25 protein-coding genes and 3 pseudogenes are annotated in these 26,644 nt (G+C 66.6%); 16 read left to right on the top strand and 12 right to left on the bottom strand.

The features are described from left to right. Window positions 1–114: 114 nt before the first annotated feature. Together RM423_RS19500 and RM423_RS19495 are read right to left on the bottom strand one after the other, a co-directional pair. A complete protein-coding gene (locus RM423_RS19500) occupies window positions 115–801 on the bottom strand; it encodes a response regulator transcription factor (RefSeq protein WP_311424718.1) in 687 nt (228 codons plus the stop codon). Next, window positions 798–2,336 carry a GAF domain-containing sensor histidine kinase gene (locus RM423_RS19495; protein ID WP_311424717.1) on the bottom strand — a complete coding sequence of 513 codons (1,539 nt, stop codon included), beginning with the start codon at window positions 2,334–2,336 and terminating at the stop codon, window positions 798–800. The genes RM423_RS19500 and RM423_RS19495 overlap by 4 nt, the downstream gene beginning before the upstream one ends. 184 nt (window positions 2,337–2,520) lie before the next feature. Between RM423_RS19495 and RM423_RS19490 the strand changes: the two genes are divergently transcribed. From RM423_RS19490 to RM423_RS19440, 11 genes are all read left to right on the top strand, one after another. Further along, window positions 2,521–3,429 carry a fumarylacetoacetate hydrolase family protein gene (locus tag RM423_RS19490; RefSeq protein WP_311424716.1) on the top strand — a complete coding sequence of 303 codons (909 nt, stop codon included), beginning with the start codon at window positions 2,521–2,523 and terminating at the stop codon, window positions 3,427–3,429. Next, window positions 3,429–5,096 (top strand): bifunctional 3-(3-hydroxy-phenyl)propionate/3-hydroxycinnamic acid hydroxylase, encoded by a 1,668-nt coding sequence (locus RM423_RS19485; protein ID WP_311424715.1) that lies wholly within the window; start codon window positions 3,429–3,431, stop codon window positions 5,094–5,096. The genes RM423_RS19490 and RM423_RS19485 overlap by 1 nt, the downstream gene beginning before the upstream one ends. A gap of 36 nt (window positions 5,097–5,132) precedes the next feature. Further along, window positions 5,133–6,071, top strand: coding sequence for a VOC family protein (locus RM423_RS19480; RefSeq protein ID WP_311424714.1), 939 nt, complete (start codon window positions 5,133–5,135; stop codon window positions 6,069–6,071). Window positions 6,072–6,319: 248 nt separating this feature from the next. Next, entirely contained in the window at window positions 6,320–7,282 is a 963-nt protein-coding gene (locus RM423_RS19475) for an amidohydrolase family protein (RefSeq protein WP_311424713.1), read from the top strand. A 107-nt stretch (window positions 7,283–7,389) separates the two neighbouring features. Beyond that, complete coding sequence (locus tag RM423_RS19470; protein ID WP_311424712.1) at window positions 7,390–8,577, top strand: sugar ABC transporter substrate-binding protein; 1,188 nt, start codon at window positions 7,390–7,392, stop codon at window positions 8,575–8,577. Continuing rightward, window positions 8,577–10,118 carry a sugar ABC transporter ATP-binding protein gene (locus tag RM423_RS19465; protein ID WP_311424711.1) on the top strand — a complete coding sequence of 514 codons (1,542 nt, stop codon included), beginning with the start codon at window positions 8,577–8,579 and terminating at the stop codon, window positions 10,116–10,118. The genes RM423_RS19470 and RM423_RS19465 overlap by 1 nt, the downstream gene beginning before the upstream one ends. Before the next feature lie 5 nt (window positions 10,119–10,123). Further along, entirely contained in the window at window positions 10,124–11,227 is a 1,104-nt protein-coding gene (locus tag RM423_RS19460; RefSeq protein ID WP_311424710.1) for an ABC transporter permease, read from the top strand. Between the two features lie 64 nt (window positions 11,228–11,291). After that, window positions 11,292–12,740: an aldehyde dehydrogenase family protein gene (locus tag RM423_RS19455; RefSeq protein ID WP_311424709.1), complete on the top strand. Its 1,449-nt coding sequence runs from the start codon at window positions 11,292–11,294 to the stop codon at window positions 12,738–12,740. Between the two features lie 41 nt (window positions 12,741–12,781). Next, window positions 12,782–13,519: an SDR family oxidoreductase gene (locus RM423_RS19450; protein ID WP_311424708.1), complete on the top strand. Its 738-nt coding sequence runs from the start codon at window positions 12,782–12,784 to the stop codon at window positions 13,517–13,519. A gap of 39 nt (window positions 13,520–13,558) precedes the next feature. Next, entirely contained in the window at window positions 13,559–14,446 is an 888-nt protein-coding gene (locus RM423_RS19445) for an SDR family oxidoreductase (protein ID WP_311424707.1), read from the top strand. Next, on the top strand, window positions 14,443–15,201 hold the full coding sequence (locus RM423_RS19440; RefSeq protein WP_311424706.1) for an SDR family NAD(P)-dependent oxidoreductase: 759 nt from the start codon (window positions 14,443–14,445) through the stop codon (window positions 15,199–15,201). The genes RM423_RS19445 and RM423_RS19440 overlap by 4 nt, the downstream gene beginning before the upstream one ends. On the opposite strand, the gene RM423_RS19435 is transcribed toward RM423_RS19440, so the two are convergent. After that, window positions 15,175–15,771, bottom strand: a complete 597-nt coding sequence (locus RM423_RS19435; protein ID WP_311424705.1) for a TetR/AcrR family transcriptional regulator — start codon at window positions 15,769–15,771, stop codon at window positions 15,175–15,177. The genes RM423_RS19440 and RM423_RS19435 overlap by 27 nt on opposite strands. An 85-nt stretch (window positions 15,772–15,856) precedes the next feature. On the opposite strand from RM423_RS19435, the gene RM423_RS19430 reads away from it, so the two are divergent. Beyond that, window positions 15,857–16,606, top strand: a complete 750-nt coding sequence (locus RM423_RS19430; RefSeq protein ID WP_396327799.1) for an SDR family oxidoreductase — start codon at window positions 15,857–15,859, stop codon at window positions 16,604–16,606. Beyond that, window positions 16,603–17,496 carry an alpha/beta hydrolase fold domain-containing protein gene (locus tag RM423_RS19425; RefSeq protein ID WP_311424703.1) on the top strand — a complete coding sequence of 298 codons (894 nt, stop codon included), beginning with the start codon at window positions 16,603–16,605 and terminating at the stop codon, window positions 17,494–17,496. The genes RM423_RS19430 and RM423_RS19425 overlap by 4 nt, the downstream gene beginning before the upstream one ends. A 123-nt stretch (window positions 17,497–17,619) precedes the next feature. Here RM423_RS19425 and RM423_RS19420 read toward each other — a convergent pair whose 3' ends face one another. From RM423_RS19420 to RM423_RS19415, 4 genes and pseudogenes are all read right to left on the bottom strand, one after another. Further along, a complete protein-coding gene (locus RM423_RS19420) occupies window positions 17,620–18,144 on the bottom strand; it encodes a hypothetical protein (protein ID WP_311424702.1) in 525 nt (174 codons plus the stop codon). A 97-nt stretch (window positions 18,145–18,241) separates the two neighbouring features. Next, the gene (locus RM423_RS25860) at window positions 18,242–18,475 is read right to left on the bottom strand and encodes a site-specific integrase (RefSeq protein ID WP_396327798.1); all 234 of its coding nucleotides are present in this window, start codon (window positions 18,473–18,475) and stop codon (window positions 18,242–18,244) included. A 174-nt stretch (window positions 18,476–18,649) separates the two neighbouring features. Next, window positions 18,650–18,837 (bottom strand): annotated as a pseudogene (locus tag RM423_RS25855) (hypothetical protein); the annotation flags it as partial. A 55-nt stretch (window positions 18,838–18,892) separates the two neighbouring features. Continuing rightward, window positions 18,893–19,558, bottom strand: coding sequence for an aspartate/glutamate racemase family protein (locus tag RM423_RS19415; protein WP_311424701.1), 666 nt, complete (start codon window positions 19,556–19,558; stop codon window positions 18,893–18,895). Window positions 19,559–19,561: 3 nt separating this feature from the next. Between RM423_RS19415 and RM423_RS19410 the strand changes: the two genes are divergently transcribed. Next, window positions 19,562–20,242 (top strand): cupin domain-containing protein, encoded by a 681-nt coding sequence (locus RM423_RS19410; RefSeq protein WP_311424700.1) that lies wholly within the window; start codon window positions 19,562–19,564, stop codon window positions 20,240–20,242. A 63-nt stretch (window positions 20,243–20,305) separates the two neighbouring features. Beyond that, window positions 20,306–21,844: pseudogene (locus tag RM423_RS19405) on the top strand (IS1182 family transposase). Window positions 21,845–22,120: 276 nt separating this feature from the next. On the opposite strand, the gene RM423_RS19400 reads toward RM423_RS19405, so the two are convergent. The 4 genes and pseudogenes from RM423_RS19400 to RM423_RS19385 form a co-directional block, all read right to left on the bottom strand. After that, window positions 22,121–22,966, bottom strand: a complete 846-nt coding sequence (locus RM423_RS19400; RefSeq protein ID WP_311424699.1) for an SDR family oxidoreductase — start codon at window positions 22,964–22,966, stop codon at window positions 22,121–22,123. Between the two features lie 115 nt (window positions 22,967–23,081). After that, window positions 23,082–23,789 carry a type 1 glutamine amidotransferase domain-containing protein gene (locus tag RM423_RS19395; protein WP_311424698.1) on the bottom strand — a complete coding sequence of 236 codons (708 nt, stop codon included), beginning with the start codon at window positions 23,787–23,789 and terminating at the stop codon, window positions 23,082–23,084. A gap of 83 nt (window positions 23,790–23,872) precedes the next feature. Beyond that, window positions 23,873–24,427, bottom strand: a complete 555-nt coding sequence (locus RM423_RS19390; RefSeq protein ID WP_396327797.1) for a TetR/AcrR family transcriptional regulator — start codon at window positions 24,425–24,427, stop codon at window positions 23,873–23,875. Between the two features lie 840 nt (window positions 24,428–25,267). Continuing rightward, window positions 25,268–25,469, bottom strand: a pseudogene (locus RM423_RS19385) (hypothetical protein); the annotation flags it as partial. On the opposite strand from RM423_RS19385, the gene RM423_RS19380 reads away from it, so the two are divergent. Further along, a complete protein-coding gene (locus RM423_RS19380; RefSeq protein ID WP_311424695.1) occupies window positions 25,446–25,622 on the top strand; it encodes a hypothetical protein in 177 nt (58 codons plus the stop codon). The pseudogene RM423_RS19385 and the gene RM423_RS19380 sit on opposite strands and share 24 nt — an antisense overlap. 4 nt (window positions 25,623–25,626) lie before the next feature. Here RM423_RS19380 and RM423_RS19375 read toward each other — a convergent pair whose 3' ends face one another. Further along, a complete protein-coding gene (locus tag RM423_RS19375; RefSeq protein WP_311424694.1) occupies window positions 25,627–26,604 on the bottom strand; it encodes an alpha/beta fold hydrolase in 978 nt (325 codons plus the stop codon). Window positions 26,605–26,644: the final 40 nt, after the last annotated feature.

Raw genomic sequence — 26,644 nt, 5'->3', positions numbered from 1 at the left:
TACAACTCGACAGCGTCGCGGCGAAACTCCTCGGAGTAGTTCTTCCTCGCCATGAGTGGATCATCTCGCTTCCACCCCACCGAAGCAGGGATTGAGCGTGTCCACTACTCGGGGTCAGGTCCCGACCGTGACCAGGCCTTCCCTCATGGCCCAGAGTGCGGCCTGCGTTCGCGACGTCAGCCGGAGTTTCAGCAGCACGTTGCTGACGTGTGTGCGCGCGGTGCGTTCGCTGATCACTAGCTTGTCGGCGATCTCGCGGTTGCTCATGCCGTGCGCCACGAGCACAACAATTTCGCGCTCGCGCGCGCTCAACGTGCTCGCGTCGTTGCCGGAGAGCAACGTCCGGGTGAGCGCCCGCGCCACGGCCGGGTCTAGGTGCAGCTCGCCGGCGTGGGCCGAACGGATGGCCGCGGCCACCTCGTCGGCTTCGGCATCCTTGAGCACATAGCCCGACGCGCCGGCGGCCAGTGCGGCGTGCACCCGTTCGGTCTCACTGAAACTCGTCATCGCCACGACGTTGACGAGTGGATGCCGCGCCTTGATGTGGCCGATAGCTTCGAGTCCGTCCATCCTCGGCATCAGCAGGTCCATCAGGACGACGTCGGGGAGGTGCCCACTCGCGTTGAGCAGCGTGAGTTCGGCGATCGCTTGGGCGCCGTCCTTGGCTTCGGCGACCACCACGATGTCGGGTTGGGCGCCGAGGAACGCGCGGATGCCTCGCCGCACGACAGCATGGTCGTCGACGATGAGCACGGTGATGGGTTGATCGTCGTCGGCCGGCGCGCTGGTTGTGATGGTCACGTTGCTTGACCTTCCCTTAGATCGATCACGTGGGGAATATGTGCGTGCAAGACCGTGCCGGTAGCTGTCGAATGCAGCTCCAAGCGGCCGTGCAGGGCTTCGACTCGCTCGCGCATCGACGTCAGGCCGAGATGGCCGGGCCGCTCGATGGACGGGTCGAAGCCGTTACCGTCGTCGCAGACCTCGACGTACAGGTCGCGCCCAGCGTCGGGCGGAATTGCGATCCGTACCTTCACGTGGCGCGCGTCGGCATGCTTGACGACGTTGTTGAGGGCTTCCTGGACCAAGCGGAAAATCTCCCGCTCCACGTTCTCGGCCAAGCCGAGCCCTTCTTCGGGCCCGATCACCTCGATGGCCAGGCGTTGGCTCGCCGTGATGGCCGCAGCGTGCTTCCTGATCGCTGAAACAAGGCCCTCTTCGTGCAGGGCCGCCGGTCGCAGCTGGAAGATCAGCGCCCGCATCTCGGCCAGCGCCCCGGCGGTGAGCTCTCGGATGTCGGCCAAGCCGACACCGACCGATTCGAGGTCGGGCTCGTCCTGCCGCGCGATCAGCTCCACGGCGCGAGCCTGCATGGTGAGGGAGAACAGGGCCTGGCTCACCGAGTCATGCAGCTCTCGAGCGAGTCGGTGCCGCTCTTCCAACGCCGCCTTCGCCTCCAGCGCCTCGAGCAGTCGAGCGTTGTCAACGGCCACCGCGGCCTGATCGGCGATGGCAGTGAGAAAAGGTAGATCACGCAAACGAGGCTCGTGCCCCGGCAAGTAAAAGCCGTTGAACACGCCGATGATCTCGTCGCGCACGATTAGCGGAACAACAGCGATCGCACTCCACTGGGCCTCGACGTTGATGTCGTGTATCGGGGCGAACCGCGGGTCGGCCAACGTCCTTTCGCGCCATTGTTCGACGATGATGGGCGCCCGCTGGTCGTAGGCGTCGAGTGCGATCAAGGGAGCGCCCAAGGCCGTGCAGGCGTTGAGGCGTTGCGTGTAGTCCTCTACGGCGGGGTAGAGCCCTGACTTGCCGGCCTGCCGAACCACGGTGTGACCTTCGATGAACAGAAACGTGCATGAAAACATGCCCGAAGCCAGCTTGACCTCTTCGGCCATTCGGTCGAGTACCTCGGTGAGCGAGCACGAGAAGGCGATGCTGGCCGAGGTGTTGCTAAATGCGCGCAGTTCCCGGTCGCGGCGGCTTTCGGCGCTCACGTCGCGGAAGCGGACTACTCGCAGGGAGTCGTGCTCGAGGTCGATGAGCGTCGAGAGGCATTCGAGTTCGACGAACCCCGCGGCCACGACGGCGACCTCGTCGTCACGCAGCTCGGCAAGGGCACGACCGGCGATCAGAACGTGTTGCACCTCAGGAATGGTCAGCAAGCGGGCGGCTTCGGCGTTGGCCCACCGCACGCTCGCGTCGTCCGGGTGCAGGATCGCAATGCCCTCGGGCGCTGATTCGGCCAGAGCGGCCAGCGCGTCCTTTGCCAGATCACTGGCCGTGCGGATCTTCGCTACGTCACGGTTGTCGAACGTCGATGTTTCCAACACGTCTCACCCCCGAACCCAGCATGCCGCACAGCACGGCGGTTCGGGCGCGACATTTGTCCCAGCGCCGCCGGCCGGGCGCGTCGGTTGCGGCGGGTTAAGTGGACCGGCCGGCGGGTCACCCGGCCGATGTAGGACACGTGAGGTGTGAGCGACGCTCAGGATGCCGACTGGAAGGACACTCATGCGTACGGCAAATCTCGATGGCCGCCTCGTCATCGTCCACGACGACCGCGCCGCCGATGTGGCGAAGCTCAGTGACGGCCAGTTCGGATCTGACCCGCAATCGGTATTCGACGACTGGTCGGGCTTTCTCGCCTGGGCCGCGAACACCGATACGGAATCGGCGGCGCAAACCTACGTACCGCAACGCCTCGGCCCGGTCGTGCCGCGGCCCCGACAAGTCTTCGCGATCGGGCTTAACTACGACGAGCACGCCGCCGAATCGGGATTCCGCCGGCCCGACGTGCCGGTGGTATTTCCGAAATTCGCGTCGTCCTTGAGCGGGCCGGTGACCACTGTTGCGTTGCCCTCGACGACCGTCGACTGGGAGGTCGAGCTCGTGGTTGTTGTTGGTGCGCAGGCCACGCAGGTGCGTGCCGACCAGGCGTGGGACTTCGTCGCCGGCGTCACCGCGGGTCAGGACCTGTCCGAGCGCACGTCGCAGCATGCCGGCCCGGCCCCTCAATTCGGGCTGGCCAAGTCGCATGCGGGCTTCTCGCCCATCGGGCCGGCCCTGGTGACGGTCGACGAGCTTGCTACGCCCGACGACCTGGCCTTGGGCTGCGCTGTCGACGGTGAGACGATGCAGCACAGCCGCACCAGTCGAATGATCTTCCCGGTTTCCGGGCTGATTGCCTACCTATCCGGCATAGTCACCCTTTACCCGGGCGACCTGATCTTCACCGGCACACCGTCCGGTGTCGGCGCCGGTCGCACCCCGCCGCGGTACTTGATGCCTGGCGCTCACCTCGAATCTTGGATCGACGGTGTCGGTCGGTTGAGCCAGACGTTTACCGCTGGCGCTGCGGATACGCAGGATCACCCGAGGGACACCGGGGAATCGCCGCTCAATCCGGTGGCGGTGCGGTGATGCCGGACGGACCCGACACCACCGTCGTGCACGACCTGCTCGTCGTCGGTGCCGGGTCGGTAGGCCTGACGATGGCCGCCGTCTTCGGTCAGCTCGGGCGCTCGGCCATCGTGCTGGAGAAGCACAGCGAGCAGTACGGACTACCTCGCGCCGGCCACATCGACCACGAGGTCATGCGCCTACTGGAGAGCTTGGACGCCGAAGGGCCCACCCTCAACGACGCTTATGCGACCGAGTACTACAAGTGGATCAACGCCGAGGGTGAGACGCTGCTGGAGTTCCCGTGGGGTGAACAGGGCGTGTCCGGCTGGCATTCGGACTACATGCAGAACTCGGCCCTGCTCGAAGCGTCATTGCTGGCCCGGGTGAACGCCGACCCCCAATTGGCCTACTGTCCGGGTTGGCAGGCGGTTGGGTTGACCCAGACCGAGGACGGCGTGGAACTCACCGTTGAGCGGGCGGTGCCCGATCCCGGCTCGCCGGTGCCGCGCCTGACTGGTGAGCGCAGCACGTTGCGGGGCCGCTATCTCGTCGCATGCGACGGAGCGAACAGCCGCATCCGGTCGATGCTGGGGGTGGAGCGCCTCGATCTGGGTTTCAACGAAAACTGGTTGGTGGTGGACGCGCGGCGTAAGAGCGACTTCAAGCTGCCGTTCGACTCGGGACAGATCTGCGATCCGCGAAGGCCCACCACGGTGCTTCCGTTGGGCAAACATCACCGGCGCTGGGAGTGGCATCTGCGCCCGGATGAAAACCCGGCCGATTTCGCGAGTCCGGCCGCCGCCTGGCGGTTACTGGGCGACATCGGCATCGGGCCGGCCGACGTCGAGCCGGTGCGTCAACTCGTGTACACCTTCGAGGCCAGGCTGGCTCAACGTTGGAAGGTCGGACGCGTCTTTTTGGCGGGCGACGCCGCCCACACCATGCCGCCGTTCATGGGACAGGGCATGTGCTCAGGCATGCGTGACGCGAAGAACCTGGCCTGGAAGCTCGACCTGGTGCTGTCGGAGCGCGCCGGCACCGAGCTTCTTGACAGTTATCAACAGGAGCGATACCCCCACGTCTACGACTGGACCGTCATCTCCCTGGAATCGGGGAAGATCCCGTGCATCATCGACCCAGACCAGGCTCGCGCCCGCGACGAGATGTTCCGGGCCGGGTACCGGCCGCCGATCCCGGAATTCCCGCAACTGGTCTGCGGAGTGCTGGACGTCGATGCCGACGGTGTCGCGCGAGCACCCGCCGGGGAGTTGTCGGTCCAGGGTCGGGTGAATAGTGGTGGGCGTGTCGATCTGTTCGACCGGCTGTACCCGGAACGGGGATTCGTGATCGTCGATACCACCGGCGATCCCCGTGACCGGCTGCGCCCCGACCAGGTGCAGGAGCTGGCAAATCTCGGGGCCAGTTTCGTCTTCGTGGCGCTGGCCGAAACCGGTAACACCGCCTTCGGCACCGACCTGGACGCCGCCATTGACGTCGATGGCACCTACGCCCGGTGGTTCGAGGCACGAGGCGTCGACGTCGCTATCGTGCGGCCCGATTTCTATGTGTACGGGGCAGCGAGAGGAACAGCCGCCTTCCAAACACTGGCCGACGCACTGCTGGCGCAGCTCGTCCCCAGGACGGGCGCTTCGCGTCCAACCGCTACTTCACCGGTGCCGTCGTGACGGTATCGATCACGTTTCCTTCGCCGGGAGGTGACCATGGCGCTGCATCGCTTGGACAGCATCACTCTGGGCGTTCCTGATCTTGAAGCGACGGGCGAGTTCTACGTCGATTTCGGACTGCAACCGAGCGCCGACGGGACGTCGTTCTCCACCGTCGACGCCGGCGAGCAACTGCACCTGCGCCGTACGCCCATCCGCAGGTTGCTGCGCGCGAGCTTCGCCTGCGACGACGCTGACGACGTCCTGGCCGCGAAATCCCGCCTTGACCGACTCGGTGTCGCCTGCCACGTGCACGTCCCGTCCGGACCGACGGGGGCTGAGGCTATCGCCGTCGAACCGGGCACGGGCGTCGAGATCGAGCTCCGCGTCGCCGCCCGGACGGTGCAACAGGCCACGCCGGCGCCCCTCTACAACGGACCGGGCCGCTTCGACCGGGTGGGTGAGCGTTCGCCCGCAGTTGTGCGGGCGGGTCGGGTACGGCCACGCCGGCTAGGACATTTCGTTCTCGGCACGCCCGACTACGAGGCCAGTTATGCCTTCTTCGTGACCGGGCTCGGATTCCGGGTCAGCGACTACGTCAAGAACTTCGGTGCCTTCCTGCGCTGCTCGACCGATCACCACAACGTGCTCATCCAACGGTCGCCGGCGCCGTTCCTACACCACACCAGCTGGCAGGTCGAAGACATCGACGAGATCGGCCGCGGTGCGACGCACATGCTCGAGGCCGACCCGCAGCGTCATGTCTGGGGACTGGGCCGGCACTTCGCCGGCTCGAACTTCTTCTGGTACCTGCGCGATCCGAGCGGCACGTTCGCCGAATACCACAGTGACATGGATTGCATCCCGACGGACGCCATGTGGACACCGGACACGCTCGAGGGTGCTCGCGGGCTGTTCCAATGGGGGCCGCCGCCACCGGCATCGTTCCTGCACCCGGAGGACCTGGCCGATCTGATGATCGCCGGTCACACCTGAGCGCACGCCTGGTGCGCGGGCCGGTGCGCTAAGTCCTGGGACAGGGCGTATGACGTAGTGCCGTCGGTCCGACCCGCCGTTCGTCAGTCGAAAACCGGCCATTTTTTTCGGGTCACCCGGCAGATGTGTACGGCCCGCACCCGATGAAGGCTATGACCTGAACCGGCAACATCTCGATCTCGCCGGTCGATCTCGTGAATGCAGCGGCGTTCGCACTGCATACAGTGCCCAAGACAGAAAAGACGTGCATGAGATACGTAGCCCTCGAGGAATGTTTCTCCATCCCCGAACTGGCCGGTCGGCTGGCCGGGGCGCCGCTGGGGATCCGGTTGTCGAAGCAGTACGCCGCCGATGTCGCCAAGAAATTGTCGGACTTCACGGAATACCGGCTGCCCGACATGGATGCCCACGGCATCGACGTGCAGGTGCTGTCCTTGAGCGTGCCCGGCCTTCAGCTGGATCTGGCAACTGATGTGGCCGTGGACAGCGCACGTTATGCGAATGACTACTTGGCCACAGTGGTCGCCGATCATCCGGACCGCTTCCGCGGGTTCGCCGCGCTGCCGATGCAGGACACAGCGGCAGCGATAGCCGAACTGGAACGCAGCGTGGGAGAACTCGGCTTCTGCGGCGCGCTGATCAACGACCACACCCAAGGCCGGTACCTCGACGACCCCGACTACGACGACTTCTGGGCCGCTCTGGCCCGGTTGCGCGTGCCGCTCTACATCCATCCGGGCTCGGTACCGGTCGACCGGTGGCACCTGCTGGACGGTTGTCCCGAGATCTACGGGGCGACCTGGAGCTGGGGCGCCGAAACCGCCGGCCACGCGCTGCGTGTGCTCTACAGCGGTGTGTTCGACCGCCACCCCGATGCGACTCTCATCCTCGGTCACATGGGGGAATTCTTACCCTTCCAGCTCACTCGGCTGGATTCGCGGTACAAGACGTTGGACACTGAGCGCCTGCTGCAGAGGATTCCGTCGCAATACATCGGCACGAACATCGTGCTCACCACCAGCGGCGTCTTCTCGCCGCCGGCGCTGACGGGTGCGGTTCTTGCCGTCGGAGCGGACGCGGTCATGTTCTCCATCGATTATCCGTGGGAACAGACCAGCGAGGCGGTGGAGATGTTCGAGCGAACCACACTCAGCGATTCTGACCGCGCCAAGATCGCCCACGGAAACGCCGAACGCATTCTGCGGATCTGATCATTCGCATTCCTCGCGATGGCCAGTTGACGAGAAAACACTAACTTTCCACACCACGCGCCGGTCGCGTTCGACACAGGCCAATCTTAACGACAGGGGACACAATCATGTTGGTCACGAAACAGCGGCGAGTGGCGGCGATGGTGGCGCTAGTCGCCTGCGTTGCGACAGCCGGGTGCAGTAGCAGCAAGAGCGCCGGTAACGCAAGCACCTCGGCCGCCAGCACGAGTTCCAGCGCAGCCGACGCCGCCTCGTCGGGACCGGCGAGTGGGAATGGTGAGACGGCGGCGAAAGCTCTCGTCGCCCAATACTCGAGCAAGCCGACCCGCTTCCCGGTCGATCAGCCGCTGGCCAAGAAACTCGCGCCCGGTCAGAAGATCGGATTCCTGCAATGCGCCGCACCGTTCTGCGCTCTACTGGGAGACCTGTACGCCCTGGGCACCAGGACGATGGGCATCCCCGGCGTCACGACGGTCAAAGCCAGTGCCTCCGCCGACGGCATCGACACCGCACTGTCGTCGGTCAAGGCTACCAAGCCGGCCGCGCTTTTGCTGCCCGCGGTCAACCTCGGGGCCGTCGGCAACAACGTGCTCAAACTGTCCAAGGCGGGTATCCCCGTCGTCGGCGCCGGCGTCATGGGCGGTCCGGCGCAGGGTATTGCCGCGCCGGTCAACGGTCCGGCCAACTACGTGGTCCACGGCAAGATCCTCGCTGATTGGGCCATCGTGACGGCCGGTCCGGGCGCAGATATTGCGTTCTACGGCAACCCTGATTTCTCGTTCACGTCGGTGATCACCTCTGCGTTCAAGGCGGAACTGGCACAGAACTGCCCCGCCTGCCACGTCCGGTACGTGGACATTCCTGGATCAGCCATCGGCTCCACCGCGCCCAGTCGCGTCGTCAGCGACCTGCAAGCCCACCCGAAGACCCAGATCGCGCTGTTCGGAAGTCTGGAAACGGCTACGGGACTGCCGGCGGCGCTGAAAACCGCGGGTATCAAGGTCAAGGTGGCCGGGTCGGCACCGGTTCCGTCGAACCTGCAGGACATGAAGACCGGTGGGATAGACGCCGCGGTCGGGCTGGACGCCGGTGTGCTGGCGTTCACTCAAGTCGATGCGGCGGTCCGGCTGGCGACCAAGCAGCCGCTCACCCCGGCCGAGTCCAACGGCGACATCCCGTCCCAACTGATCACCAAAGCGAACCTGCCCGCGGACGTCAGCAAAGGCTTCTCGGCCTACCCGGACTTCGTCGCCCGTTTCACCAAGTTGTGGGCCAACGCCAAGGCCGCCTCCTGATGCTCGACGACGCCCGCGGCTCCGCAGCGGGGTCGCCCCCCGGCGACGCGGCCCTGCTTCGGATCGCCGGACTGTCCAAGTCGTTCCCGGGCCTCAAAGCGCTCGACGACGTGTCCCTGGAAATCCGTTCCGGGGAGGTCGTCTCGATCGTCGGTCAAAACGGCTCGGGCAAGTCGACACTGGTAAAGGTCCTGGCAGGCGTCTACGCCGCTGACTCCGGTGGCGTGATCGAACACGGAGATCTGCGATTCATTCACCAGGACCTCGGCCTCGTCGCCACCCTGTCGACGATCGAAAACCTCGACATCGGACGACGCGCACCAGCCTGGGGACTGCGACCGTCACCCCGGCGCAGCGAACGCCAGGCAGCCGAGCAGGCCGTACGACGCTTCGGCGGCGACTTCGACGTGCGCACGCCGGTCGGTCGACTCTCCGCCGCAGAACGGACGATCGTCGCCATCTCTCGGGCGATGAGAGACTGGTCGCCGCCCGACGGCGTCCTCGTCCTGGACGAGCCGACCGCCGCGCTGGGCGGTGAGGAGGTCGGCCGCCTGTTCGAGGCGGTGCGGCGGGTCGCTGAGCAGGGCGCCGGCGTCCTGTTCATCTCCCACCGCCTCGACGAGGTGCTGGGACTGTCGGACCGGGTCATTGCCTTGCGCGACGGACGCGTCGTCGCGACCGGCGATGCCGGACAGGTCGATCACGACTGGCTCGTCAATGCCATCGCTGGCCGTGTTCTAAGCACGCACCGTCCGCACCGGCAACCGCCCGGAGCAGACGTCGCCCTGCGGGTGGAGAAGCTGAGCACGGACGTGCTGCACGACGTCGATCTACGGCTGCGCACCGGTGAAGTGGTCGGAGTAAGCGGACTGCTCGGCTCCGGTCGCGAGCAACTGGCCGAGGCGATCTTCGGTGCCACGCGCCGACACGGCGGCTCGATCGTGGTGAGCGAACGAACCGTTCCTGCCGATCAGCCGCGAGCGAGCATCGACAACGGCGTAGCGTTCGTGCCCGCCGACCGCGCCCGGTACGGCGCCGTGATGTCGCTGACAGCCCGAGAAAATCTGACACTGCCTCAGCTGCGTTCGCTGCGTCGGACGTTCGGCCGGCTCGATCGAGCGGCCGAGAATCGAGAGACCCGCGAATGGGTTGATCGGGTTGAACTGCATCCAGCGCTTCCCGATCGGCCGTTGCGCCTGTTCTCCGGTGGCAACCAGCAAAAAGTCGTCATGGCTCGGTGGCTGCGGATCATGCCGAAGGTCCTACTGCTCGACGAGCCGACGCAAGGGGTCGACGTGGGGGCCAAGGCGGCGATCTACGACCTGATCGACACCGCTGCTGCAGCCGGTACCGCGGTTCTCGTCGCATCGTCGGACGCGGCTGAACTGCTTTCCATCTGCGACCGCGTACTCGTCCTGCGACACGGCCGCGTCGCCGCCGAGCTGCCGCGCGACGAGTTCAGCGAGGCACGCCTGCTGAGTGAGAGCTTCGACCCGGCACCTTCGTCCCCGCCCATACCCCTGTCAACGTCGTCGAGGTGACTGGCATGGCCATCGATCAGCAATCCACCGCCCGCGTGTCCGGCGGCGAGCCGACGCCGGGACGCACTGCGCCGCGCACCGAGCCGAACCGGTGGATCAACGCGCTGTCGTTTCAAACCATCAGCGCCGTCTACATCTTCATCGCCCTGTTCGTGCTCTTCTCGTTCTGGGTGCCGGACACATTCCTGCGCGCGAACACCTGGCGGGCCATGCTCGACGACCAGTCGATCACCGCGCTCACCGCCGTCGGCCTGGTGATCCCGCTGTCGGCGGGAACGTTCAACCTGGCCATCGGCGCGCAGGTCGGTTTCGGATCGATCGTGTCCGCGTGGTTCCTATCGCACCAGGGACTGCCCATCGCCGTCACCCTGGTACTCACGTTGATCAGCGGTGCCGCGATCGGCCTCATCACCGGTCTACTCATCGTGGCCGCCAAGATCGACTCCTTTATCGCCACCCTCGGGGTGTCGTCAGTGCTCCTAGCGCTGACCACCTGGGTGTCGGGCGGTCAGCAGATCCTCGATCTCGGCGCGTCCTATCAACGCATCGCGACGAACGACCTGTTCGGCATCACCTATCCGGTCTACTTCGTGGTCGTCGTATCGCTGGCGGTCTGGTACGTGCTCGAGCGCACGCCGTCCGGTCGGCGTGTCTACGCGACTGGTGGCAACGCCGAGGCCGCCCGCCTGGCCGGCGTGCGCACCTCAGTGACGGTGGTGCTCTGCCTCGTCGGCTGCGGCGTGATCGCCGCCGCGGCGGGCTGCCTGGTCTCCTCGCGGCTCGCGACCGGTGATCCCACTGTCGGACCGGGTTACCTTTTGCCGGCATTCGCGGCGGCGTTCCTGGGTTCCACCCAGTTTCGAGGTGGGCGGTACAACGTGTGGGGCACGGTGTTGGCCGTGTACGTGTTGGCCACCGGCGTCAAAGGACTTCAGCTCGCCGGTGCCCCGGTGTGGATTCCGGACCTGTTCAACGGTCTTGCCTTGCTACTCGCCGTCGGTCTGGCCAAGCGCCAGGGACGCTCCGGGCGCGGCGCCGCCATCGCCCGGATGATCGGTCGCCGGCGCCGAACAACGGACCCCGGCGCTGTAGGCGTGGGCCCCGCGTGACGTGCCGCGCCGCCGAGGGCCTCTGTACGCATACTCACCGTCACTCATGTGAATGGAGCTCGACATGTCCACGAAGTTGACCGCCCAGCACTGGATCGACGGTTCCTGGTTGTCGTCGTTCCCCGAGCGGGAAAGCATCAATCCGGCGACCGGGGAGGTGATCGGCACTTATTGCGACGGTGGAGCCGACGTGGCTAAAGCAGCCGTCGACGCTGCGTCGCGATGCTTCGAAAACACCAGCTGGCCGCGCGACGCCATGCTCAGAGCAGCGGCAATCGGGCATCTGGCGGACGCGTTCGAAGCGCGCCTGGACGATCTGATGGACAGCCTGTGCCTGGAGAACGGCAAACTGCGTCGCGAGGCCCACTACGAGGTGCACCACATCATGCGGGCGCTTCGCTTCTCCGCCGGGCTGGCCGTTCTGAACTTCGGCCGCGTCGCCGACACCCAGCCCAACCTTCAGTCGATGTCGATCCGCCAGCCCATCGGCGTCGCCGGCGTGATCGTGCCGTGGAACTCGCCGGCCTATCTGTGCATCCGTGCACTCGCTCCAGCGCTGGCCGCCGGCTGCACCGCTGCGGTGAAGATGCCGTCCCAGGCGGCACAGACCGCTGCGCTGATGAGTGAAATCTTCGCCGGCGTACCGGACTTCCCCACCGGTGCGGTCAACATCTTCACCGAGTCCGGAGCCGACGGCGCCCGGCTGCTCGTCGACTCACCGATGGTGCCCGTGATCAGCTTCACCGGCAGCACGCAGGTCGGCCGGCTCATCGCCCAATCCGCGGCAAAGAACCTCAAGCGGGTGGGTTTGGAACTGGGCGGCAAGACCCCGCATCTCATCTTCGCCGACGCCGACCTCGCCGAAGTCATTCCCACCGTCGTGCGTTCGGTGACCGTCTTCGCCGGCCAATTCTGCATGACCGGCAGCCGCATCCTCATCCACCGCAGCGTGGCCGAGAAGGTGACGTCAGAACTGGCCGAGCGTCTGGAGTCGATCCGGCCCGGCCCGGCCGCCGATCCGGCCAGCGAGATGGGCCCGATGATCGACAAGGCGTCGGTGGCCCGGGTCGACAGGGCAGTGGAAGAGGCCATCGCCGGCGGGGCGAAGGTCGTCGTGCGCGGTGGCCCGAGCACCCTGCCCGAGTTGGCCGGCGGCGCCTTCTACAACCCGACGCTGCTGGAAGTGACCGACTCCTCGCTGCCGATCGTGCAGCTGGAAACGTTCGGGCCGGTGCAGACCGTGCAGGTGTTCGACGACGAGGACGAAGCGGTGGCGCTGGCGAACGCCACGGAATACGGTCTGAGCGCCTGCGTGTGGTCGCGCGACATCGACCGGCCGATGCGGGTGGCCAGGCGCCTCGACGCCGGGCTGATCTCGATCAACGGGTGGGCCAATCTTGCCATCGAGTTCGAGGAAGGCGGCCTGAAGTCCAGCGGTCTGGGCCGCCTCGGCGGCCTGGCGAGCCTCGACGATTTCCTCGAGTACAAGCAGATCGGCCAGATCTTCACATGACAAGGCCCGATACACCGGATGTTTCTGATGGAAGGACGTTGATGAGCACCATTGCCCTGTCAGACCGGGTCGTCATCGTCACCGGAGCGGCGTCGGGAATCGGGGAGGCGACAGCCCGACTGCTGCATGCTGCGGGCGCCGTACCGGTGCTGGCCGACCGCGACAACGAGCGGCTGAGCCGGCTCAGCGACGACCTTGACGGAGCTCTGGCCGTCGAGGCGGACATCACCGAGGACACAGCGGTCGACGCGTTGATCGCGGCCACGCTCGCGCGGCACGGGCGTATCGACGGGTTGGTCAACAACGCCGGCATCAGCTTGCACGAGCGGGTCGACCAGGTCGATCTGGACGACTTGATGCTGGCACTGCGTATCAACGTGATCGGCACATTGCGAATGACGCAGGCGGTGCTACCGGTCATGCGCGCCGCGGGCTTCGGACGCATCGTAAACGTCAGCTCCGGCACGACCCGCATGGTGCCCCTCGGTGCCGGCCCTTACGCAGCCACCAAGTCCGCGGTCAACATGCTCAGTGCGGTCGCCCGAAAAGAACTGGAAGACGACGGCATCGCCGTGTCGATCGTGCTGCCCTCCATCACTGCCACCCAGTTCGGCGGTGCCCGGTACAAGGTCGGTGAGGAGTCGTGGCCCGGATTGATCACCCAGAGCGCCGAGTATCCGGCCAGGGCCATCATTCGCGCGCTGCGCACGGGCGAGGAAGCGATCGACGTGCCGCACGGAGCTGAACGCGCCGATGCATTCGATCTGCCTGATGAGTGATTCGCTCGCCGAAGCTCTACCAACCACGAAGGGGCGTCCATGTCTGTTGTCCTGATCACCGGTGCCGCGACGGGAATCGGTAATCTCACCGCACGCGCCCTGGCTACGGCCGGCCACACCGTGTTCGCCAGCATGCGCGGCATCGATGCCCGCAACGCCGCGCACGCCCAAGAGCTGCTTGACATCGCCGAGCGCGACGGCGTCGACCTGCGTGTCGTCGAGCTCGACGTCACCTCACAGGAGTCGGCCGACGCGGCGGTGCGTACCGTGCTCCGCGCCACCGGCGAGCTCGACGTCGTGGTGCAGAACGCCGGGCATCTCTACGTCGGGTACGTCGAAGCGTTCACCGCCGAGGACGTGACTCACCTGTTCGACGTCAACGCGGTCGGCGCGCACCGCGTCAACCGGGCGGCGCTACCGCACATGCGGGAGCGCCGCTCAGGCACGCTGGTATACGTCGGCAGCACGACTACGGTCGTGGTCCCGCCCTTCCTCGGTCCGTACGTCGCGTCGAAGTTCGCCTTCGACGCGCTGGCCATGGTGACCGCTTACGAAGTGAGCCAATTCGGCATCGAGACCACGATCGTCATGCCGGGAGCCTTCACCAAGGGCACCGAGCACTTCCCGAACGCGAGCCACGCAAGCGACGACGGGGTCACCCGGGCCTACGCCGGACTGGATGAACTGGTGGCCCGCAACGAGGCCGCCACCACCGCGATGTTCCGGCCCGACGCGGACGCCGACCCAGTGACGGTGGCCGACGAGATCACCCGCATCCTGGCGTTGCCGGTCGGTGCGAAGCCGGCGCGATCGGTGGTCGACTTCCTCGACTCCGGAGTCGAGGAGGTCAACGCGGTTTTCCGCCATGCGCAGGAGCAGTTCGTGACCCGGCTGGGCTTCGAGCAGTTGCTGACGGTCACACGGTGAGCTCGCCTGCGGTCCTCGACGACTGGGCGCTGGCCGATCGCGTCGTCATCGTCACCGGCGTATCGTCGGGCATCGGCGCGGCTACCGCGCGGGCGTTGTTCGCCGCAGGCGCGCACCCGGTACTCGTCGCCCGCCGCGCCGACCGGCTAGTGAAGCTCAGTTCGGAACTGGGTGGCGCGCTGCATGTGGTCGCCGATCTTTGCGATGCATCCGATGTGCGGCGCGTGGTCACGGAGACGCTGGCTCGACACGGCCGAATTGACGCCTTAGTGAACAACGCCGGCGTGAGTTTCCACCACCGTCTCGACACAGTGGACCTGGATGAGTTCGAGCGCGTGTTGGCGATCAATGTCGTCGCAGTCGTGGCCATGACCCAGGCCGTCGTCCCGCATCTGCGAGCCGGCGGCGGAGGACGGATCGTCAACGTGAGCTCGGGTACGACGCGGATGGTTCCGATCGGGATCGGCGCTTACTCCGCAGCCAAGTCGGCGGTGAACATGCTCAGCGCGGTTGCCCGGGCAGAACTTGCCCACGACGGCATCGTCGTGTCCGTGGTGCTGCCCTCGGTGACGGCCAGTGAGTTCGGCGGCGGCCAATACCAGCTGGGTGCGGAACCGGTGCCCGGACTCGTGGTGCACAGTGCCGAGTACGCCGCCAGTTATGTTATGGAGGCCCTGGTGACCGGTGCGGCGATGGTCGACGTCCCACACGGTGAGCCTCACGATTCGTCAGCTCGGGCCCACGCCGTTGAGTAGGTTGCGAACGACGGTTTCAGCCAGGTCGGGTGTGAGTGGTCGGCCGGGCAGCATCAGTCGGTGGTAGCAGGCTCCCCAGAGTTGGTCGACGATGCTTTCCAAGTCCGCGTCGGGCCGGATCTGGCCTGCGTTCTGGGCCTTGCGGAGGCGCTCGACTGCCAGTGCGCGGCGGGGGAGGGTGTAGCGGTCGGTGAAGGCGGCTGCCAGGTCGGAGTCGGTTTGGGCCACGCCGATGAGTTCAGCGATCACCGCGGTGTCGCGTGACGTCAGGAAAGCCACGAACGCCTGCATCTGCGCGATGAGATCGCGTTCGATGTCGTGGGTGTCGTCGAAGGCGAGTTCGTCCGCGGTGGCGGCGAAGTAGGCGTCGAAGGCCAGAGCGCCGGGCGAGGGCCACCACTTGTACAGGGTCATCTTGCTGACTCCCGCGCGTGCGGCCACCTTCTCGAAGGTGAAACCGCGCATCCCGGTCTCGAGCAGCATCGCGCCGGCAGCGTCGAGCACTGCGTCGCGGACGTCCGCGGCCGGGCGGCGGCCCCGCCCGGGACGGACGGCGGCGGCGTTCGTCATCGGTTCCCTTCGCTTGCACTATATGGACAGACCGTCTACTTTAGATGTGGACGTAACGTCCACAATACTTACATCATGGAGGTCCATCGTGACAACGAATCTGACATCCGACCGGGTCGCACTAATCACCGGTGGTTCCGGCGGCATCGGCCGCGTGGCGGCCGAGAAGTTGGCAGCCACCGGCGACGCTGTGGCGCTGCTGTTCAGCGGTAACCAGCAGCGCGCCGACGAGGCGGTCGCCGCGATCTCCCAGGTCGGCGGCCGAGCAACAACGATTCGCGCCGACATCGCCGACGAGACGCAGATGGCGGCGGCGTTCGACCAGGTCGAGCAGGAGTTCGGCGGGATCGACGTCGTCGTCAACACCGCGGGCATCATGCTGCTGTCGCCGGTGGCCCAGCTCGACCTCGCCGACCTGGACCGGATGCACCGCACCAACATCCGCGGCACCTTCGTGGTGTCGCAGTTGGCCGCTCGCCGACTGCGCTCGGGCGGTGCACTCATCAACTTCTCCACGTCGGTGACCCGGCTGCAGACTCCCGGTTACGCCGCCTATGCGGCGTCAAAAGCCGCAGTCGAGGCGGTGACGCTCATTCTGGCCCGCGAACTGCAGGGCCGCGACATCACCGTGAACACGGTGGCGCCGGGGCCTACCGCGACACCGCTGTTCCTCGAGGGCAAGCCGCAAGAACTGATCGAGCGCATCGCCGGAATGAACCCCATGGGTCGCCTCGGCACGGCCGAAGACATCGCCGAGGCCGTCGCGTTCCTGGCCGGCCCGGCCGGGCGGTGGACCAACGGCCAGACCCTCTTCGTCAACGGTGGCGTCGCGTGAGCAAACAACAGCGCGACGCGCTCGACGCGCTGATGCGCGGCTGGCCGCTGGACCTGGGCGGCGAACTAACCACACAGCGGCCGCTGATGCAACAGATGATGACCTCGCACCCACTGCCCGAGGACGTGACGACCGAGCCGGGCGAGCTCGGCGGCGTCCCGGTCGTGACGGTGGACGTCGCCGGTGCCCATCCGACGCGGGTGCTGCTGTACCTGCACGGCGGCGCGTACGCGATGGGCAGCGCCGCAGCAGCGGCCGGACTGGCCAGCGAACTGTCCCGGCGGGTCGGAATCCGCGCCGTGTCCGTCGACTACCGGCTGGCGCCCGAGCACCCGTTCCCCGCAGCGCTTGACGATGCCCTCGCCGCGTACCGCGGACTGCTGGACAGTGGAGTCGACGCCGACCGCATCGTTCTGGCCGGTGAATCAGCCGGCGCCGGACTCGCCGTTGCACTGATGACCGCCATCCGCGACAAGGGCCTTGAGCAACCTCGGCGCGCGGTGCTGCTCTCCCCGTGGGCCGACCTCGCGCTCACCGGCGCCAGCATGTCCGACCGGGCCAAACTCGACCCGGCTCTCACTGCGGACGCGCTGCGCCGCCGCGCCGCAGATTATCTCGGCGACACCACCCCGATGGACCCGTCGGCTAGTCCGATCCACGCCGACCTCGCCGGTTTGCCGCCACTGCTGATCGAGGTCGGCTCCCACGAGATCCTCCTCGACGATGCCGTCCGGCTGGCGGCGAGGGCAGCGCGCGGCGAAGTCGACGTCACGCTGCACGTCACGCCCGGCGTTCCGCACGTTTTCCCAGGCTTCGCCGCGGCGCTCGACGAGGGCGCCGAAGCCCTCGACCGCGCCGCTTCCTTCCTACGCGCCGCCTTCGCCACCTGAAAGAGACTCGACGGGATGACCACGGAGACGGCATACTGGGTGGTGTCGAGGCGATGACCCTCGAAAGTGAGGCCGGGAGCCCGCCCGTGTTCCATCTGACGGGTCGCCCGGCCTTCGCGCTGTTCAGGGCAGGTTATGCACGGTGACCAGGTCCGCTACCGCCCGCTGAGATCGGCCACCGGCCAGGTAGGCCCACGTAACAAGGTCAGCGGCCCACAGCAACTCGTCGCTTTGCGCAGGCACTACTCGAAACTCGACCTGACCGAGCGCACCAGCCTGGGCCAGCGACGAGCCGATCACCGCCTTGTCCTGTTGATCCTGAGCACAGGACTCCACCACAATCCGTGCCGCCCCCAACTCCAAGACCCCTGGTATGAGCGCACGGAAGCATTCATCCCGCGCCGCCCGCTCCGACCCCCCTTGGATCGGCAGGCGCCACAGGTGGGCCGCACTGATCGGTGGCGCCTGCGCGAACCGAGCCAAGATGCGTTGCCGGCTCGCCGCGCCCTCGCTGTGCATGTGCAACCGGCGACGATTCAGCGCCCGCATCGCTCGCCGCGCACGTGCCACGTCCTGGCTGGCCACGACGGCCGCGCACAGCAGGTAGCCGGCCCGCTTGCCCTCGTCGACAAAAACTTCGACCGGCACAGGTTCACGTTATCGCCCCCGTGCGGTGGCGGTGATTGGCCTTGCCTTACACAAATCGGATGCGCGCGGCTGATCAGCCCTTGTCTCGGCGTTTCCGTCATGACGGCGTGTCGTCATCGTCGCGGGCTCGGCCTCTTCGCAAGTGCGCGGCCAACACGTATGTCGGGTGTCGATCGAGGTTGTGGCGGCTGCGGTCGTAACGCCGCGTGGTGCGGGGGTCTCGATGCCCGGCGGCATCTTGGACGTCTTGCAGCGGGACGCCGGCTTCGAGTGCCTCGGTGACGAAGCTGTGGCGCAGGCTGTGCGGTGTGATCTGCTCGGCGGCCGGGATGTGGACATCACAGCTAGCCGTCGCAATTGATCGAATGCTGTCCGGTAGGCGAGTCGCGTCGTGCCGGTGCGGTCGAGAAAGAGCGGCCCAGTGGTGGGATGGTTGTCGGCCACGTACGCGTCAATGGCTCGGACAGTTGGGGCAGCGAGTGGTTCGGTTGAGGTGCGGCCGCCTGACCAGCGAGGCGCTCGAGGCCTGGTGGCCGCCGACCTTGACCCCGAGGCGTGGGGCCGCCGGGCGTTGGCCGCGTGCACGATCGACGTCGCCAGCCACAGCACCCGCTGCTGCACATGGTCGAGCACGTCCAGGTCGGGGCCCGGCTCAGCCGCCGACGCCGGTGCTGCCCGGGCATGCCCGTCCACAACGGTCACAGCTCCTCCTCTGACTGCTTGCGGGTGCACCCGGCTGCGAACTGGTTCAGGACAACGCGAGCTGCACCACGCGGTCCACGTGCAGCTGGGTGCTGTCGAGCAGGGTGACGCCCGGCAGGTCCTCCGGCTTCACGAGCAGACAGATCTCGGTACAGCCAAGCAGCACCGCCTGCGCGCCACGGTCGACGAGCTCGCGGATGATCCGCAGGTACTCCTCGCGCGACTCCGCCCGGAACTCGTTCTGGGTCAGCTCATCGAAGATGACGTCGTCGACGAGCGTGCGATCGGCAGCAGTGGGCGTCAGCATCTCGATGCCACGCCCTTCCAGGCGCTCGCGGTAGAAGTCCGCCTCCATCACCGGACGGGTCCCCAGCACACCGAGTACCCGCACGCGCTGCCGCAGCGCGGCGTCCGCGACGACGTCCACGATGTGCACGAACGGGACGTCCAGCGCGGACTCGAGTGCCGGCGCGACGCGGTGCATCGTGTTGCTCCCGCACACGACGAAGTCCGCGCCAGCCGCCTGCAGCCGCATCGCCCGGTCCGTCAGGTAGTCCGCGGCGTCATCCCAGCGCTCCTGTCTCACGAATCGCTCGATGTCCCCGAAGTTCACGCTATACAGCAACAGCTCCGGCCGCTCGTGCCCACCGAGCGCCTCATTGACCCCATCGTTGATCTTCCTGTAGTAGTCGCCAGTGGCGACACTGCTCATGCCATGAAGCAAGCCGATGGTCTTCACCTGCACCTGTCCTTCCGTACGACGGTCGGTTCGAAGGTACGCGCGTTCGATATGACGAACCCTAGGGGACCCTTGACGGCCGGCACAGCGCTCGTGGGTGGGAACCGCAAGCGGCTACGGACCGCGTCCGGCCTGTCCCTGGCCGCCCTTGCTGCCGCATCGGGCGTGGCCAAGGGCACGATCAGCGAGCTGGAGTGCGGTCGAGGCAACCCCACCGTGGAGACTCTGTTCGCCCGGGCCTATGCGCTGGAGGCGACTCTCGCGGACCTTGTGAATGATCCACCTCAGGATGAAGCGCAGATTGTCCGGGCGGTCGACCGACCGTTCGTGTCCGGATCGCCGCTGGACGCCCGACTGCTGCACCGCAGCCAGCTGAGCGACCGCGTCCTGGAGGTGTACGAGCTGCTCGTCCACCCTCAAGCGGAGCAGCGGGCGAAAGCCCACCGTCACGGCGTCCGTGAGCACGTGTACCTCGTGCACGGCGACCTGCTCGTCGGCCCTGCCGCCAAGCCACTGTCGCTGACGGCTGGTGACTACGCGCACTACAAGGCGGACACCGACCACATCTACCGCTCGCAAGGCGGAGGCCGCGCTGTCCTGACAATGATCGTGCCGGAACCGGCTAGGAGCCTCCTGAACAATCCGCGTGGCGGTTAGCCTGTTGATCTTGGCGGCTTTGGATGATCTTCGCGTGCAGGGACATCGGTTGATCAGCGGGATTTGCTGGATGTGGAGTCGGTGGCGGGTCATCTGTTGAGGTCGGGCAGCGTGTTCGCGTTCTTGGTCGAACACCGCCGGGAACTGTTCGCCGATGAGATGTTCGCTGACTTGTTCCCGAGCGGTCGGGGACGGCCGAGCGTGCCGGGCGATGTGATGGCCGCGGTGATCATGTTGCAGTCACTGCAGGGGTTATCCGATTCAGAGACAGTGGATGCGGTGACATTCGATCTGCGGTGGAAGGCGGCGTGCGGTCTGCCGGTCACTGCGGGCGCGTTTCACGCGAGGACGTTGACCTACTGGCGGCGTCGGCTGGCTGCCAGTGACCGGCCGAACCGCATCTTCGACGTGGTCAAGGCGGTGGTGGCCGAGACCGGCGCGCTGGCGGGTAAGACGCGCCGGGCGTTGGACTGGACTGTCCTTGATGATGCGGTCGCTACGCAGGACACGGTGACCCAGTTGATCGGCGCGATCGGCCGGGTTGCCCGCGAGGTGCCCGACGCGGCGGCGGTGATCGCTGAACACTGCCACGCCCACGACTACGGCACGCCGGGTAAACCGGGGATCGCCTGGGATGAGCAGGAGGCCCGCGAGCAGCTCATCGAGGCGTTGGTCGGTGACGCGCACCGGTTGCTCGGCCGCCTGCCCGAGACCGAGCATGGGCCCAAGGCGGCCGAGGCGCTGGCGCTGCTGGCCCTGGTCGCGGGCCAAGACGTCGAACCGGTCGAGGGCTCGGATGGCACCGACGGGCGCTGGCGCATCGCGCAGCGCGTCGCCCGGGACCGGGTCATCAGCACGGTCGACGCGCAGGCCCGGCACGCGCACAAGACCGTGTCCCGCCGCCAGGACGGGTTCAAGGCGCACCTGTCCATCGAAGCGGACACCGGCATCATCATCGACTGCGCCTGACCCAGGCATCCGGTGTCGCCGCCGACGGGCAGCCAGTCAGCGAGCCCAGCGTCGGCTTGGACCTGCTTGAGAGGCGAAGACGAACCGGTGACCGTGCTGGGCGATTGGGCCTACGGTTCCGGCGAGTTCGGCGACGAACCCGGCCAGCGCGGTCACACCGACCGGGTCAAGCCCGCGTCGTGCCGCGAGTCGGTTGCCGGCGGCGGGCTGAGCGTCGAGGACTTCACGATCGATCACACCGCCGGCACCGCGACCTGCCCGAACGGGATAACCCCCAAGATCAGCCCGCGCGGTGTCGCGACGTTCAAGTCCGCCTGCGCCGGCTGCCCACTGCGCCCTCGATGCACCCGCAGCCGTGCCGGCAAGAGCCTCAAGATCGGCCCATACGACGCGTTGCAACGCGCCGCACGCCAGGCTGCTCGGGACCCGGACTGGCTGGCCGAATACCGCCAGCACCGGCCGATGGTCGAACGCTCCATAGCCTGGCTCGTGCGCGGCGGCAACCGACGCGTCCGCTACTGCGGTGTCGCCAAGAACGACCACTGGCTGCACCATCGCGCCGCCGCCGTCAACCTGCGCCGACTCATCACCTTCGGTCTCACCCACAACGGCACCGCCTGGGCGCTGAGCTAAACCAGAGCCAAACCCGTCCGGGCACCGAAACCCTTGCCTGATCGCTGCTCCGAGCCGAAGCTGGTCAACGACGCGCCGGGCAAGCTCGTCGCCCAACACGACTTAGGACTTGCGGCCAGACCGCCTTGAGACACCCGACGCGTCGCCTAGCCCGACGCGTCCGCGCTTGGCGCTCGATCCTGCGCGGCCGTTGCTCGGGCACCGTACACAGCGGTGTGAAGACATGTCCCTGATGGGCGCCCGGCACCACGTTCGTTCACGTGGCGTCCGACGTCGCTAGAAGGCGGGCGTCTCGGGTTCCATGTCGAAAGAGGCTTGCAGCTTGTCCGGCCGCTTGCCGAGCCCGTCGGTCGTCTTTCGGCTCCACGGGGCCTCTACGAGGGTCTTGGTCTCTTCGAGCATCGACTTGGGCTCCAGGTTTCGGAACGTTTCGACCTCGCCGGCGGCGACGGCGGTCAGCGTGGCGTAAACGGGCTCGGGGTCGAACTGCGAACGGGGGAACGCGAGCCCTGCGTAGTCGAACACTCTCTGCGAAGGGTCGTCCTGCCAGCTCGACCAGGTCTGGAACATGCGGTCGTTGAACCCGGTCAAGAACGGTCCCGGGTTGACGGTCGCGACCTCGATGCTGAACTCGGCAAGCTCGTCGGCCATGCTTTCGGCAATCGCCTCGAGGGCGTGCTTGGACGCGGCGTACAGACCCGTGAAGGGGTCGACGTTGAGGCCTTCTCGCGACGACACCCACACGATGCGTCCTTCACCACGCTGGATCATCTGCTTGGCGATGCCCTGTGTGAGCAGCAACGGCCCGAAGACATTGACCTCGAACTGGTTGCGCATGTTGGCTGCCGGCACGTCGACGGTCGCGCCCCCCTCGCCCACGCCGGCGTTGTTCACAATAATCTCGATGTTCCACGACAGCGCCTTGCGACGGTCTCCCTCGTTCGTTACGTCGAGCTTCTCGACCTGCATTGTGACGCCACGCTCGGCGGCTTGGCGCTTGAGAGGCTGGACCTGCGCCCAGATCTCAACGGCGGCAACGACGTCGAAGCCTTTCTCGGCCAGACGCATGGCTGCCTCCTGCCCAAAGCCGCTTCCAGCGCCCGTCATCAGTACTCGCTTCACTTGCTCTTTCTTCTCTTATCGCTCGCTGTGGGTGGGGCAGAGCAGTCGCAGTTGAGCTCTGGACGGACGCTGGACGCAGTTTTTCTAACCGGGGTCGCTATGACACTCGATACGATCAGGACTCGGTGTGCGCTGATGCTGTCAGTGTTGCGAGCTTCGTAAGGAGGGCGTCGGCCGCCGAGGAGGAGGAGGCGGGGTTCTGCCCGGTGATCAGCAGGCCGTCCTCGACGACATAGGACTCGAAGTCGCCGCTCTTGGAGTAGATGCCGCCCAGCTGCTTCAGCTCGTCCTCGACGAGGAACGGAACGACGTCGACGAGGCCCATCGCGGCTTCTTCGGTGTTGGTGAAACCGGCCACCTTCCGGCCCTGCACGAGCGGGGTGCCGTCCTCGTTGCGCACGTGGCGAAGGACCCCGGGGGCGTGGCACACGAGCGCGACCGGCTTGCCGAGGCGCAGCGCCGATTCGATCAGGGCCACCGAGTCGCCGTCCTCGGCGAGGTCCCAGAGCGGACCGTGACCGCCGGGGTAGAAGACGGCGTCGAAGTCCTTCGCCGCGACGGAGTTCAGGCGCACCGTGTTCGCCAGTGCTGCGGTTGCGCTCGGGTCGTTCTCGAAGCGTCGGGTTTGGTCGGTCTGAGCAGCGGGATCGTTGCTCTTCGGGTCCAGGGGCGGCTGGCCCCCCTTCGGGGACGCCAGGGTCACCTGCGCACCCGCTTCGATGAAGCGGTAGTACGGTGCCGCCAGCTCCTCGAGCCAGAACCCGGTCTTTTCGCCGGTGTTTCCGAGCTCGTCGTGCGACGTGAGAACCATGAGAACCTTCATGACGTGTACTTCCTGTAGTGGACCGGTCGACTACGAATGGTGTTGTGCATCCCGCGCTGCCGGCAAGGTGCGGGAAAGACTGCTCAGAGGTGCAGGATCCGCGCGGTGTGCGCGAGGGCGTTGTCGACCGGGGCGATGTCTCGGTGAATTTTCGCCATCACGCTGGCGCCCAGCCAGAGGTCGTACAGCGTCTGCGCCACAGCGCGCGCATCCATATCGGTCGACAGGGAGCCCTCCGCGGTTCCGGCTCGGATGACCCGCTCGATCCGCTCGATGATCTCCGTCGTTCCGTCTTTGAGGGCAAGGCGCATCGGTTCGGACAGGTCGGCCACCTCGGCCCCGAGCTTGACTGCTAGGCACTTGCCCTGGCAGTCCTCGAGGGTTTGGGTCTCGCGCCAATGAAGCCAGTACTCCATCAGCAGGTCGGCTGAAGAACGGCCCTGCTGGGCGAAGATCCGATCCATGTCCGCGAGGTAGTCGATGAAGTAGTCCCGCATGATGGTCTCGCCAAAGGCGTCTTTGGATGCAAAGTAGTGGTAGAACGACCCCTTGGGTGCACCGGCAGTGCTGAGGATTTCGGTGAGACCGGTGGCAGTCCACCCCTTGTGGGCAACAGTCCGCCGACCGGCCTCGAGGATGCTCTGGCGGGAGGCGGTGTCACCGGGCGGCGTATAGCAACACTAACACCTATTAGACCGGTCGTCTACTTAGGTGGCAGGCTGGCGGCTGCGACGGGTACATCCGACACCTGCTCCTGCTCGCCAACCAGGTGCTCGCGCTTTGTCTCCTAGACCATGGCGGTCTCTATGGGTTGGTGCACCACCGGAAGATGATCTTTCGGTGGAGGCGCATGTGCGTACGTATGGGATGTCTGAGGTTGTGCAGGACGCGGTCTGGTTGGGGTTTCATGCCGGCGAGTCGATCTTGAGCATTGCTCGGGGTCAATGGGTGCCCTCTCAGCATGTTCGGCGCTATCTGCAGGACTTGCTCCCACTTCCAAGGAAGGCCTTCGCTGTCAACCTTGGCTGAGCCACCGAGGTGATCTGGTGGCTGCCGGCCAGGACCCGGGAACACCAGAGGACGGGGGATGATTTCGCCGTCGACCCGGAACTGCGCCCCGCTCAGCCACTTCGCCCGCCGCGATGCCTGACCCACCGACTCCCGCAGCCGCGCGTGTTCCGCCGCGCGCACCCACAGTCCTGGTCCACGAACGATCGTCAATTGGGACGGGGCCCGGTGTTGGTGGCGCCGAGGGGCGTGGCGCGGCGTCGCCGGAGGACGTTCAGGGCCAGGATGAGCCAGAGCAGGTTTAGGGCCGTGGAGGGCCAGGCGTCGTGGGCGGCCGCCGTTGGCGGCCAGCCCCGCTGACCCAGCGAGGTTCATAACTAGGTAGCGGTGGCCGGTCGCGGTTGTGGGGTCGCGGGTGATCAGGGCGTAGGCGAGTAGGAGCGCAGCCGCGCCGGCCCAGCCGAGAAAAGCTACGGCGGCGCCGCTGATGAGCGTTCGGCGGGGACGGTGGCGTAGGCGCGTACCGGGAAGGTTCCGAAGTCGGCGATGCGGGGTGGGGTGGCGGTGAATCGGGCGCCGTGTGGTGACAGCTGCGCAAGGCCGGTGAGGTGCTCCACCACGGGGATGCCGGCGGCGAGCAGCAAAGTAGTGTGCCGGCCTGGTTCCCGCCGCCTGGGCGTCGGTCCTGCGGGCGTTCCGGTTAACAGGGCACTGCGTCAGCTCGACCAGGTCGCCGCCCGGTTCAACGCCGGCCTGGCGCGGCACGCCCCGATCATCGCCGGTGGCGAGCCGGTCGGCTACCGCGATGTCGATGACACGATCTGACGGTTCAGGCCGCGCCCGGCAACGCCGCGTACCACTCGGTGAGGGTGTCGGCGTAGAGCTTCGGGTCCTGGCTGTGCATCGAGTGCGGCATGGTGGGTAGTGAGCAGTAGGTAAACGTCTGACCAGCGGCGGTCACTAGCTGTTCGACGCGGGCGACCTGCAGGTCGGAGATGGCTCCCATGAGTGCGCCGGTGAAGGGGTCAATCTGGTGGAAGTGGTGGGTGAAGAGCACCGGCACCTGCACGTGAGTGAGCATCGCTTCGTGATCGCAGGAGGCGGTTGCGCGGCCGGAGACGAAGGCGTCGCCCCATTCGGGGTCGTACTCCCTCAGGTCCTGCGGTGGCCCGGCCGGTGCTTCGCCGGACCCAGCGGGCGCCATTCCGGCGAATGTCTGGGCCATCGAGGCCGGCAGCTCGTGGGGCAGGGCGTGCTGCATTCCGGCCCAGTCTCCGATCGACCATTGGTTGCCGAGCCACTTGTGCCACACCGTGAACATGGGGCCGATACCCTGCCGGATCGACTGACCGATCGAGGGGTTGGCTTCGGAGGCGAACAGTGGCGCGTCCTCGAACACCGCCGCGCGGATCTGGCCGGGCTTGGCGAACGCAGCCAGCCACGCGGCGATGGTGCCGCCTGAGGACAAGCCGCTGACCACGGCGGGACGGCCAATGACGAGGTCGAGGAAGCGGACCAGATCGTTGCCGAAGATGTCGAGGGTGTAGCGGCCAGGCGTCCAGGTGGAACGGCCCTGGCCACGCAGGTCGACGGCGTAAACCTGGAACCGGTCCGCGAGCAGGGTGATGGCGGCTTCATATCCCCACCACGATTCGGTCTGGGCCGGGATCAGCAGGAGCGCCGGGTTCTCCGGGTCGCCGGCGACGACGTAGTTCATCCGGATCTCGCCTAGGTCGACGGTGTGCTCGTCGAAGGCATGCGGGACGAAGATGCCGGCGTGGTCAGCGGACTCAATGTAGGAGGTCACGGGTTGTTCCTTCCGGTGTCCACTTGTCAGTGACTGCTGA

Source organism: Jatrophihabitans lederbergiae (assembly GCF_031845305.1).
Classification (GTDB): Bacteria; Actinomycetota; Actinomycetes; order Mycobacteriales; family Jatrophihabitantaceae; genus Jatrophihabitans_A; species Jatrophihabitans_A lederbergiae.
The sequence above is the reverse complement of the archived record's forward strand: the minus strand, read 5'-3'. Positions and strand labels throughout refer to the sequence as shown.